Origin of the sequence: Yersinia sp. Marseille-Q3913 (assembly GCF_963892745.1) — a bacterium.
Taxonomy (GTDB): domain Bacteria; phylum Pseudomonadota; class Gammaproteobacteria; order Enterobacterales; family Enterobacteriaceae; genus Yersinia; species Yersinia bercovieri.
Window position 1 is genome coordinate 1 of sequence record NZ_CAWQAF010000036.1, and the last position, 11180, is coordinate 11180.

The following is an 11180-nucleotide window of genomic DNA, read 5'->3' on the forward strand; positions in this document are numbered from 1 at the left end:
TTTACCGTATGAGACATTTTCTTACTATAGCGATCTTTCGGTGAGCGACTTACAATCCCCCGCCGCTAATTTGTCGGTTGAATGCCCTAAATAAGATAATAAGCAGGTAAATATGGGCAATTTTGCAGCAATGATGTTTTTATTCAGTGAGGCTCAGTGTGGAACAGTTTGATGTGGTAGTGATAGGTGCAGGTGCTGCGGGGCTATTTTGTGCCGCTCAGGCCGGACAAGCAGGGTGTCGGGTGCTATTGGTCGATAACGGCAAAAAAGCGGGGCGTAAAATATTGATGTCCGGTGGTGGTCGCTGTAATTTCACCAACATATATGCCGAACCTGCCGCCTACCTGTCACAGAATCCTCATTTCTGTAAGTCTGCCTTGGCGCGTTATACCCAATGGGATTTTATTGATCTGATGAATCGTCATGGCATCGCCTGGCATGAGAAGACTCTGGGACAGCTCTTTTGCGATGATTCCGCGCAGCAGGTGGTGGAGCTTTTGCTGAAAGAGTGTGAGTTGGGGCAGGTAGTGATCCGGTTGCGTAGTGATGTGTTGTCAGTTGAAAAAAGTGAAACTGGTTTTTTGCTCCAGATTAATGATGTAAAAGTGAGCGCTCACTCACTTGTTGTTGCTTCTGGTGGGCTATCAATGCCCGGCCTTGGTGCTTCGCCATTCGGTTATAAGCTGGCAGAGCAGTTTGGTTTGAAAGTGTTGCCAACCCGCGCGGCATTGGTGCCTTTTACCTTGCATAAACCCTTGCTGGAACATCTGCAAACGCTATCCGGTGTTTCAGTTCCGGCCGTCGTCACGGCAGAAAATGGGGTTAGCTTCCGCGAGAGCATTTTATTTACCCATCGTGGACTTTCTGGTCCGGCTATTTTGCAGTTATCAAGCTATTGGCAGGCTGGCGAGTATGTGAGTATTAACTTACTCCCTGACACTGATCTGGACGTTTTCCTGAACAACGAGCGGCAAGCACATCCCAATCAAACCTTGAAGAATACCTTGGCTCAACTATTACCCAAGCGTTTGGTGGAGTGCCTTCAGACGTTGGAACAACTGCCGGATGTCACCCTAAAACAATTAAATGCGCCGCAGCAGGCTGCGCTGGTAACCCACCTTCAGCAATGGCGGGTACAGCCTAATGGGACGGAAGGCTACCGAACTGCCGAGGTCACCATTGGCGGCGTAGACACTCAGGAGCTTTCCTCCAAGACGATGGAGGCTCATAAAGTGCCAGGATTGTACTTTATTGGCGAAGTGGTCGATGTCACAGGTTGGTTAGGGGGATACAACTTCCAATGGGCCTGGAGCTCGGCCTGGGCTTGTGCACAGGCATTGGCTGCTGTGCAGAGACAATAAAGTTTGTCCACTAAAGTTAAGTAGGTTAAATTTTATGAAAGTCTGGACCTCAGAGAATATCGTGGTACTTGTTACGATTTCATAATATCAAGGTATCTCGCTCTGGCTGTTATTACGTTCTTCTTCGAAATAGACTAAATCAACTTCCACAAAATCAACGACAACGCTCTAAGCCGTTGTTCAAGCGCTATGAGAAACAGGTTCCTGGGCATCATGTGCAGGTTGATGTTAAATTCTTGTTTTTTAATAGTTCTAATGGTCAACGGATTAAGCGTTTTCAATATACCGCAATTGATGATGCGACTCGGATACGTGCCTTAAAAATTTATGAGCGGCATAATCAAGTCAATGCGATTGATTTTATTGATTACGTTGTGAATAAGTTTCCTTTCCGAATAAAAACCATCAGGACAGATAATGGTCATGAATTCCAGGCGAAATTTAACTGGTATGTGCATGAGTTAGGTATGGAGCATGTTTATATCAAACCAGCGACACCGAGATTAAATGGAAAAGTAGAACGTTCTCATCTGACCGATCAACAGGAATTTTATCAGCTTATCAATTATACGGATGATGTTGACCTCCATGAAAAATTGGCAGAGTGGGAGGCATTTTATAACTGTCATCGCCCCCATTCAGCACATGGTGGAAAAACACCTTATGAAGTGTTAAAAACTAAACTGGGCATTTAAGATCAAATGTCAACCGAGGTCCTAAGTGACACACAACGGTCATGATGATTCCCCTGTAATATTTTGGTTACTCCCCATGATGTCACGGAAGATGGTTACAGTAACCACATCGAGGGGAAGTCCCTTTCATTCGTTAAGCGGTATCGAAAATCGAACAAGAGACTGTTGGTGTAACGGCGGACAGAGGGCGATCAACTGCATTCATTCTGCCTCTATTCCCATTTCACTTATCGCCATTTTAATAAAATTATCGCGCACTAAATCCGAAATAGCGTTATTCCAGACAATACCGACTTGCCAACTGAGCGCATGACCACTGAGCGGCATAATGTTGATGGCTGGCGGGGCAATATGCACCACACTCTGCGGCAACAGTGCCACCCCAATGCCCGCAATCACCAGTGCGAGTATGGTTTGGATATCCTCCACTTCTTGTATCACTGAGATATCCAACTGATTTGACTGCAAGAACAGATCAATTTGTGTATTGAGTCCACGGCCTCGTTCGGTATATAAGCGCAACAACGGCAGACACGTTAGCCACTCATCAGGGGTAAGCGTGTTGTCTTTGGGTGTCACCAGAACCAGGCGGTCCTCGAATAAGGGCTGAAAGTGCAAAGGGGCTTGCGGTGGACGACGAACAAAACCTATCTGTAACTCACCTTGGGTTAAAAGCGCGAATTGTTGGGCAGACGGAATATCTTCCAGCGTAATAGCCACATCAGGGAATTGCTGCCTGAATTTCGCGATGCAGTTTGGTGCAATATAGAACGTCGATAATCCAAAACCGATCGCGAGAAACCCTTCTATTCCCTTAGCCACTCGAGCGGCATGTTGCAAAAACAACTCAGATTGATTGACCATTTTCTGCGCCTGCGGGAGTAATTGCTGGCCACAGGGGGTAAGCATCGCACCATGACGGCCGCGCGAGAAAAGGCAAATATTAAGTCTCGATTCCAATAAGTTAATCTGTTTGGTCAGTGCCGGTTGTGTCATGCAAAGCGCTTGCGCCGATTCGCCATAGTTCCCTTTTTGCGCCAGCATAACAAAGGCTTTAAGCAGCTTGATGTTCATCTCATTACATTCCAATTGGTAATCGATAAAGGAAAATCATTCATTATAAAATTATCAATACGGCTGCTGTAATACCAATGATAAAAATCAGCAGTTGATACTTTCTTGGAGGCTAACGTGATGACATCACCATTGATAACAGCAGCAACAGTGCAGTTCCAGCATCAGGCAAGCAACAAGCCATACAATCTGTTAGTGATTGAAAAATACATTGAGCAGGCCGCCCTGAAAAACATTCAAATATTGGCCTTTCCCGAAATGTGCATCACGGGATACTGGCATGTGCCCAAGCTAACGGCGAGGCAAGTCAAAGCGTTAGCTGAACCGATTGACAGCAGTCCATCCATCGCCTTGGTGCGTTCTTTGGCGATGAAACATCAGATGTTGATTGGCGTGGGGCTGATTGAGTTGGCTGACGACGGGCGACTCTATAATGCTTATGTGGGCTGTATGCCCGATGGAACTCTCCACACGCACCGCAAATTACATGCGTTTGAGCATCCGGCGATAAGCAGCGGGGATTCTTACACGGTTTTTGACACTCCATGGGGGGTGAAAGTGGGGATTCTCATTTGTTGGGATAACAATTTGGTCGAGAATGTTCGCGCAACCACTTTGCTGGGTGCCGATATCTTATTAGCGCCACACCAAACCGGTGGCACAAATTCTCGCAGCCCTTATGGGATGAAGCCCATTCCTGTGGAGCTTTGGGAGCAACGCGCTGAAAGGAAAGAAGAAATAACCGCCGCGATTTGTGGCGTCAATGGTCGGGAATGGCTGATGCGCTGGTTACCCGCCCGCGCTCATGATAATGGCTTGTTTATTCTGTTCAGTAATGGTATTGGCGCGGATGATGATGAAGTGCGCACCGGTAATGCCATGATTATCGACCCTTATGGCCGCATTATCGAGGAAACTTGCGCGGCTGCCGACATAATGGTTACTGCTGAATTGGATCTCAGCTTGATTCCACTTAGTACTGGGCGGCGCTGGATCTATGGCCGTCGTCCAGAGTTGTACGCTATTTTGACCCAACGGCAAGGCTATGAGCGAGATGCTATCTCAGCCAGATTCTCCACAGAAGAAACAGGGAAAGGCAAAGAATAGGCGGCCAAAGCTAGAGAACATGGCCGCCTGACGGCTGCAAATTGAAACCCCGTTATCTTCTCGCCCCGTATTTAATACTTTTCTATGTTAGCTGGTCGTATGTTATCAGGTCGTCATGCGCTGAATTTACCCGATGCCAGCTTAAGATTGTTTCACCTGATGTAATTTCCGGTCAGGTGATATGTTCTATGTCGCAACCCAGCTGCGACAGATTGGTCCAGTGGAAGCGAAGCTGCGATTTGTGTCATTTGGGCTATGTCCGCAACAGTTCGTTTTCGTACAGCCAGAATAATACAGTCCGAAACCAAGTAAAATGGCTTTCGGACAGGTGCTTATATTCGTACACCATTTTTTTTGGACGTTCAAGTAACCCAAGCTGAATGTGTATAAAGTGATTTTATAACAATCAGTTAATATATATGTCGCATTTTGCAGCTTGGCTTCCATTAGGCCAACAAGAAAACTCATTGCGAAAATCAACGCAAGGTTATCCCATGCCATTATTCTTTTCTTAATGGGGAGCCCTTAGCGCTATAGTGGGGTTCGAGGGCCATAGTCTGCTATCGCTCGTGTATAATGCCGTGTAATATACACGCATCGCCATCATAGGAGAGCAAACCATGACAGCAAAACAACGCAATACACAGAGCGTCACAATGACTGTAGAACGAGGCTTACTAAGCCGGGCGCGTGAGGCCGGTATTAACCTTAGCGCCACCCTAACTACCGCTCTGGATGCCGAACTACGTCATCATGCAACGCGAAAATGGCAGGAAGAAAACATGAAAGCTCTCGAGGCGTTAAATCGTTTCCATGATGAACATGGTTGCTTCAGCGATGAATACAGGACGTTTTAACGATGCAATTCACCGTATACAGCAATACTGGAAAAAACGTCACTTATCCCCTGTTGCTTGATGTAACGAGCGATATTATCGGACAGTTAAACCGCCGGGTTGTGATCCCGCTGTTGCCTGTTGAAAAATATCCTGGCAGCAATCGTCCGGATCGAATGATTCCCCTTATCAGACTGACGGACGACAAAGAATACGCAGTAATGACTCACGAGCTGGCAATTATACCTGTTCGCGCTCTGGGGGATGAGTTTTGCGGTGCCGCGCAATATCGTACACAGGTAAAAGCGGCAATAGATTTTCTCCTTGACGGAATTTAAGACCTCTCTGGTGGTTTGCTCTGTCTCAGAGAAGTTGCGCGAGCGTGTCAATAATGTGGCTGGGAATCAGCTAATGTGGTTTCATTCTCACGCAGAGTGGTTTGAAAAGAGGCATTTATTGCGCGTGAGAGTGATCATCATTGCGCGTCACTACAGTTAAGCCTGTTTTTTGAGTAAGGGATTTTGGGAGCAACGGGACAGTAAACGCCGTTAAGCGGTTATTTAAGTCGGATAAGCGTAGCCAGTTGCCAGACTGCGCTTATCCGACTTAAAGTTTTGGCGGAACATAGCCAATGGCTTTAAGCATAGAAATAAAGAATTCTATTTGCGTTGCATCGCTCTGTGCAAAATTTTTACCCGTATAGCCCATCCAATCCCAGCATGAACTTGGATTTTTCTCTGTAGTATGTATTTGGGGGTATAGCATGATGACATTATATGCATCCGCCCATCGGTTAAACCCGGTTTTATTGACGAACTGGGTGCCAATATCAGGTCTTTCAGCATTTTGATTGCAGCCATGGAGTGCAATTAGAACCCCGCACTTAGTACCCGAAGCGCACAGTTTCGGAATATAGGCATAGCCTCTTTCAGCTAAAGATCCTTGCGCCAGATTGGCGTCTATTGATGCCTGGTAAAACTCTGTCGTGTAGTCAATATCGTCCTTATTAACTGGAAATATGGACTTTTTGTATAGATTTTCAAAGATCAAACCTGCTGCATCTATTCCACAAGCCGCAATGAAAGGAGATTCGGATTTGTCGCAAGCACTTGTTCTTGAGGCCCGTGTCGGGAAGGTATGCTGAAAATCACGATTACCGTCATTAATAATTTCAATTTTAACGGGCTTGTCTTCAATTAACTTTCCGTTCATAAAGTTTATAGATCTTATTTGTTTATACACTTCAACAGCAGCGTTTGCTACTTCAGGTATAACAACTTTATCGTCAACTCCATGTAAAAAGTATACTACTCCTCCTTGAAGGTTGTCTAAATCACTATATCCCGGAGTGTTGTACTCATATTTACCTCTAGCGGTCGCGCGCAAGGCCCAATGACTTATGTTTGTTGGCGTCATATGCCTTTTTGCGCTAATAAAATATGGTTCCGTATCAAGCATATCGTTCATGCATTTGAACAATTGGTATCCATCTTCTATTTCTAAGTTGAGACCTTCAGCGCATGCGTAAGGCCCCCCAGCCAGTATTCCGGCTTTTTTGAATGCGTATGGAACGCTTAATTGGGCTTGAATGGCCATATATGCGCCGGATGAAATGCCAGTTATTCCAATTCTTTCATTATCTATATGTAATTTAGGAAGATTAAATATAACATCACCTGCGTATGAGTTAATAGTAAATAATACTATTAAGTAGATTGATAATAATAGTTTCATATTTCCGCTCTTTTATGTATGGTTTTGGCCTAAAAAAGTGGTTTCAAATATCGTTTTTTGACCATATTAATACTCTGTATTATCAATTTCTATTTTTGATATCTCTTAACGTGGCTTTTTAAACCTTTGGCCCTGAAACAAACAATTCTGCGGCGTATATGCCTTTATTTTGCAGCTCATCCGTTGAATAGCACAATACATTCGGCTTAAGCGGATCGGCTATCCACCATTTCCCGTCAACCGTATATCCGAAAACGACGACCACGTGTTTCCAGCTCGCTCTTTCGGTGGTGAAATTTAGGCCGATGATGGGAGGCTGGTCATTATCAACCAGGGTTTTTACATCATTATAGACATAGCCGGGAGAGCCAAATTTCCCGTGCCGAACATATATGCCGACCGCATCCATCGACGCCTTAGGATAACCTGTCTGGTTACAGGCGTCATTAGAGGGAAGCTTCCCTATATTCGCCTTAGTATCGAAAGTGCAGGCGCTTCTATTATCCCTGGCTCTCGCATCGACGGATTTATCGTACACAACACACTGATTCCATGTATTGGGATTCTTATTGTAGAAATTAGCCACCGATACTGCGGTGGCTATCCAGCACCAGTTTGTTTGTCGCTGTTGCTGAAAATAATCTTTGAACCCTGGTATTTGATAATTTCTTGGATACGAACTGGGTAAGAGTATTGTAGTATTTGTCATTTTTATTCCTTATCAGTCATGAAAAACGGACTATTACCCTAGGGGGGATTTAACTCATTTTATTTGATTATTATGGATAATAATTACATAGTTTTGATTGTGTTTTATCCGGACGTAAGATAAACAACGATTAATGTTGAAAGATTAGTCTACCCTACCAATCAACGTTTGGCTGCAGCTCGTTATTTAAATAAAGTAGAATCCCGCCCAGACTTTTATCCAGCCACCGTCATATAAGGATCCCACTGAAAATAAATAATACGCGAGCGCAATCCCCCGGTGACAAGCTTACATCTTAACCGGTATGTCGTGTTTGAATTGTTCAGTGCCTGCGCAATCCAGAAAGGGCCGGTCGGGTTTTTGTCGGTTTTTTTAATAAGTTCAGGGTACCCATTGGAACCAAACAGATCTCCCTTCAGCACTTCAAATCCCTCTATAGAGACTTCATCGTCCTGAGTAGGATCAATCGGTGTGATATAAAAACCAATATAATCATTTAGTCTTACACATGTATTTAACTCCAGAGTACCCTGTCCCGAACTCCCCAGGGTTTTGCGGTTGTCCAGCATGTAAATGCCTTTGCTGACGGAGCCATTAACGCAGTTTGCCGCCACACTGGCCGTATCGACAAAGATCCTTACTACTGTTTGTGGCTTGTTTATACCCCAATCTTGATTGATGATCAGCGATGGAGAAATGGATGAGCTGTCTTTATCACTCATATCAAAGGCCTCTATTTTTTAGAATCAGGAGTTATTAATCTGTAGGGTATGAGTAAACGTCAGGCTGAAATCACCTTGATCGCTGTTGGTGACAGTAATAGAGATATTGTAGGAGTAAGTACCCGCCTCCTGAACCTGCCCCGTAAATGCGCTGTCAGAATCGAATGCACTTTCTGGCTGCCCGCTGAACCCCCATGCCTTGCTGTTGCCGATAGAGACAATTTCAGCCGTTGCATACGAACTGGGGCTCAGCATACAAATACGCCAGTAGATCCTGTCGGATCTTGACGCAACTGTGCCAACAGTCGGCAGGGCAGCGTGTGCACCGCGACTTCCCAACTGATTATCCAGCAGATAAATGCCTTTGTCTGTCCCCTCCTGAATATCCTCTTCATCGATACAAATAAGGATCTGGACCTGACAGTCATCGATGCTATTAGTTGCAGTCATATAATTAACACCAGTAAAAGTTAATGGATGTGTATAGTAAAGCTAAACTGGCACACGTTTGCCGGTCCGACGTCCTGGTAGTTTGAGAGAGTATAGGAAGAGAGGATTAAAAGGGGTAATGACATTAAGTTTTCAGTTGATAACTACACACTGGCCTTTGATTTTGATGTAGGTTTCATCCATTCGCCACCGGCGGCCCACTGTGCGCTTGTGTCGGCGAAACGCCTTGTCGGGGTTTGAGGGTCAATGGAACGAAAAATAATGTTATGGAATTTTGAAGGGGCCTGAAGCCCAAAGAGGTCGCCGCCGAACGACAGCGGGAACTTTCAGCCCCAGTGCGGTATAGACCTTAGGCAATAATTCACCCCGTTTCCGGTTGGCCAGAAAACCGTAATACCTGACCATCTTAAAATGGCGTGACGGGATATGGCTGATATAACGCCACAACATTTCTTCCTGGCTGAGTCGTTGTGTGCGGTGCTGCTGAGTCTGGTGGTCATAGTAATGATGAACAGTAGCCCGCCAACGGCGGGCTACTGTTCATGTGATGTTACTCCCAGATTAATGCCGTCAGTAAAAGTATGGCACTGGCTACGTTAGGGAGGGGCGTCCATCACATCACTACACAACGCAAGGTCTTGACGTTGAAGTAGAGTTAGGAACACGTCCCCCCATAACCGATCATCAAACCTATAGGGTACTAACCCGGCGCTCGGCGCTTGGAGTTGAAACACATCTCCGGCCAACGGATAGCACAGTAACGCATCCTCACTCATCCCAAATTTGGCGCTAGTGATATACAACGTCAATAACTCTTCACCGCCAAAACAACAACTGGTGGGACGTGGCACCGGCAAATTGACTTTTTGCAGCAGTTCACCGGCGCGGCTGTAATGCAGAATGCAGCCGCCGTTGAACTGACAGACCCACAGGTTGCCATCGACATCCAGTGCGATGCCATCTGGTCGGCCAAGATCGGCGGGAGTGCGCGCAAAAACGCATGGGTTGAGCCACTGGGCGCTTTGGCCACACCACTCAGCCTGATAAATCACTTGTGCCACGGAGTCGACGTAGTACATCGTCTCACCGTCTGCCGACCAGGCTATGCCGTTGGGAAGCCCCAAATCATGCTGCAAGATATGCCTCTCAGCTCCCGGTCCGTAGCGGTGCAAACTACCCGAGTGAGGCGAGTGCTTTTCATCTATCAAACCCGTAACAAAACTCCCTTGCGGGCAGCAGGCACCGTCGTTATAGCGAAATGACGGATCACTGCTGGCGAGGGTACTGCGGGCAATGACCCGCCCCGAAGGCAGCTCAAGTAATGCGACCTGAGCGTCTTCGGTAAATATCAGATTCCCCGCCTGCGTCAGGGCCAATGCCCCCACTCGACGCGCCGAACGGTAAATTTCACGGGCGGGATGATCGAGTTTAAGAGCGTAAATCGCGCCAAGGGGAATGTCGATATAGAACAGGGTTTGCCGTGTGATATCCCATACTGGGCTTTCACCGAGACAGGCCTGCGTCGCTGCAAAATGGCTTAGGTTCAGAGCCTCTTTCATCTTACCGCTCCTTGATCTGCGGCCATAGCGTGGCGAGCATCTCTGCATCAGCCACGGATACCCGATCCAAGTCCAACGGATAATTGACGCCGGGATTCTCCACAAAGCGCGTGGCGGTAAGCTGCCCGTTGCTGGCGCGCAGCACATAACCGCTTTCCCTGCAGGCATCTGAAGCCAGATACAGCACACCGGGCACCACCGACTCAGCGGTTAGATTTTCCGGCGTTCCCTCCACACCCCACATACGGGTTTTCGCCACCGGGGAAATCGCGTTGACGATGATCCCCTCAGCTTTGCCTTCCCATGCCAGCGCATTCATGATGCCAATCTGCGCCATTTTGCCCGCCGCATAGCCTGCGAGGCCGACCTGTGCTATTCGGCGAACATTGCCCGGTCAGAGGTGGTTAATATCACCCGTGGGCTCGAGGACTTTTTCAAATAGGGCCAGCCGTGCTTGCATAACCACAGTGGCGCATAGACGTTGATACCCAGTGCCCGCTGAACAAATGCGCTTTCGGTGTTTTCAATCGGCTGATAATCGACCCATCCGGCGTTATGAATAATGATATCTACACCACCGAACTCCCTGACCGCCGTCTCGATCAGCGATTGGCAGTCAGCCTCTTGCGAATATTCCCCCTGGTGAGCGCGCCTGATAGCCCAACTGCTGCAACGCTTTTGCGGCCTGTTGCACTACGTTAGCATTGGCGCCTTCACCTGATCGGTCTGCGCCAGCATCGCCTAACACCACTCGCCCCCCTCGTTTAGCCAGCGCCGTGGCATAAGCCAAACCTAACCCACGCGCCCCGCCGGTGATCACCGCGACCTTATTGTCGACATTCATTCCGCCTCTCCTCAAACCAAGCTAAAACTCAAGGCTTGTTAAATATTGTGCAAAAGTAGACCAAGGGATCGGGGAATTATGGTGTAAAA

The 11180-nt window shown here is 47.0% G+C and carries 14 protein-coding genes and 3 pseudogenes; 6 read left to right on the forward strand and 11 right to left on the reverse strand.

The features are described from left to right. The first annotated feature begins 158 nt into the window (after window positions 1-158). Both AACW11_RS14625 and AACW11_RS14630 read left to right on the forward strand, forming a co-directional pair. Complete coding sequence (locus AACW11_RS14625) at window positions 159-1361, forward strand: NAD(P)/FAD-dependent oxidoreductase (RefSeq protein ID WP_212586970.1); 1203 nt, start codon at window positions 159-161, stop codon at window positions 1359-1361. 65 nt (window positions 1362-1426) lie between these two features. Then, window positions 1427-2056 (forward strand): annotated as a pseudogene (locus tag AACW11_RS14630) (integrase core domain-containing protein); the annotation flags it as partial. Window positions 2057-2257: 201 nt separating this feature from the next. Here AACW11_RS14630 and AACW11_RS14635 read toward each other — a convergent pair. Continuing rightward, the gene (locus tag AACW11_RS14635) at window positions 2258-3130 is read right to left on the reverse strand and encodes a LysR family transcriptional regulator (RefSeq protein WP_212586971.1); all 873 of its coding nucleotides are present in this window, start codon (window positions 3128-3130) and stop codon (window positions 2258-2260) included. A 120-nt stretch (window positions 3131-3250) separates the two neighbouring features. Between AACW11_RS14635 and AACW11_RS14640 the strand changes: the two genes are divergently transcribed. The 3 genes from AACW11_RS14640 to AACW11_RS14650 all read left to right on the forward strand — a co-directional run bounded on the left by AACW11_RS14640 (window position 3251) and on the right by AACW11_RS14650 (window position 5411). Continuing rightward, window positions 3251-4237 carry a nitrilase family protein gene (locus tag AACW11_RS14640; protein ID WP_212586982.1) on the forward strand — a complete coding sequence of 329 codons (987 nt, stop codon included), beginning with the start codon at window positions 3251-3253 and terminating at the stop codon, window positions 4235-4237. 620 nt (window positions 4238-4857) lie between these two features. Beyond that, window positions 4858-5094, forward strand: coding sequence for a type II toxin-antitoxin system CcdA family antitoxin (locus AACW11_RS14645; protein WP_212586972.1), 237 nt, complete (start codon window positions 4858-4860; stop codon window positions 5092-5094). A 2-nt stretch (window positions 5095-5096) separates the two neighbouring features. Next, complete coding sequence (locus tag AACW11_RS14650) at window positions 5097-5411, forward strand: CcdB family protein (protein WP_212586973.1); 315 nt, start codon at window positions 5097-5099, stop codon at window positions 5409-5411. Window positions 5412-5679: 268 nt separating this feature from the next. Here AACW11_RS14650 and AACW11_RS14655 read toward each other — a convergent pair whose 3' ends face one another. The 6 genes and pseudogenes from AACW11_RS14655 to AACW11_RS14680 all read right to left on the reverse strand — a co-directional run. Further along, the gene (locus tag AACW11_RS14655) at window positions 5680-6807 is read right to left on the reverse strand and encodes a PHB depolymerase family esterase (RefSeq protein ID WP_212586974.1); all 1128 of its coding nucleotides are present in this window, start codon (window positions 6805-6807) and stop codon (window positions 5680-5682) included. Between the two features lie 118 nt (window positions 6808-6925). Continuing rightward, the gene (locus AACW11_RS14660) at window positions 6926-7516 is read right to left on the reverse strand and encodes a C39 family peptidase (RefSeq protein WP_212586975.1); all 591 of its coding nucleotides are present in this window, start codon (window positions 7514-7516) and stop codon (window positions 6926-6928) included. 215 nt (window positions 7517-7731) lie between these two features. Then, window positions 7732-8238 carry a hypothetical protein gene (locus tag AACW11_RS14665; protein WP_212586976.1) on the reverse strand — a complete coding sequence of 169 codons (507 nt, stop codon included), beginning with the start codon at window positions 8236-8238 and terminating at the stop codon, window positions 7732-7734. A 24-nt stretch (window positions 8239-8262) separates the two neighbouring features. Beyond that, complete coding sequence (locus AACW11_RS14670; RefSeq protein WP_212586977.1) at window positions 8263-8688, reverse strand: hypothetical protein; 426 nt, start codon at window positions 8686-8688, stop codon at window positions 8263-8265. A 150-nt stretch (window positions 8689-8838) separates the two neighbouring features. Continuing rightward, a pseudogene (locus AACW11_RS14675) lies at window positions 8839-8919 on the reverse strand (IS6 family transposase); the annotation flags it as partial. Between the two features lie 93 nt (window positions 8920-9012). Further along, window positions 9013-9201, reverse strand: a pseudogene (locus AACW11_RS14680) (transposase); the annotation flags it as partial. Here AACW11_RS14680 and AACW11_RS14685 point away from each other — a divergent pair. Further along, complete coding sequence (locus AACW11_RS14685) at window positions 9115-9288, forward strand: hypothetical protein (RefSeq protein ID WP_212586978.1); 174 nt, start codon at window positions 9115-9117, stop codon at window positions 9286-9288. The pseudogene AACW11_RS14680 and the gene AACW11_RS14685 sit on opposite strands and share 87 nt — an antisense overlap. Here the strand turns inward: AACW11_RS14685 and AACW11_RS14690 are convergent. The 4 genes from AACW11_RS14690 to AACW11_RS14700 are packed head-to-tail and all read right to left on the reverse strand — an operon-like array spanning window position 9285 to window position 11091. Further along, on the reverse strand, window positions 9285-10247 hold the full coding sequence (locus AACW11_RS14690; RefSeq protein ID WP_212586979.1) for an SMP-30/gluconolactonase/LRE family protein: 963 nt from the start codon (window positions 10245-10247) through the stop codon (window positions 9285-9287). The two genes, AACW11_RS14685 and AACW11_RS14690, sit on opposite strands and share 4 nt — an antisense overlap. A 1-nt stretch (window position 10248) precedes the next feature. Next, window positions 10249-10584 (reverse strand): hypothetical protein, encoded by a 336-nt coding sequence (locus AACW11_RS14695; protein ID WP_212586980.1) that lies wholly within the window; start codon window positions 10582-10584, stop codon window positions 10249-10251. A gap of 35 nt (window positions 10585-10619) precedes the next feature. Then, entirely contained in the window at window positions 10620-10904 is a 285-nt protein-coding gene (locus tag AACW11_RS20870; RefSeq protein ID WP_212586983.1) for an SDR family oxidoreductase, read from the reverse strand. Next, window positions 10864-11091: an SDR family NAD(P)-dependent oxidoreductase gene (locus tag AACW11_RS14700; protein WP_212586981.1), complete on the reverse strand. Its 228-nt coding sequence runs from the start codon at window positions 11089-11091 to the stop codon at window positions 10864-10866. Before AACW11_RS14700 ends, AACW11_RS20870 begins: the two co-directional genes overlap by 41 nt. Window positions 11092-11180: the final 89 nt, after the last annotated feature.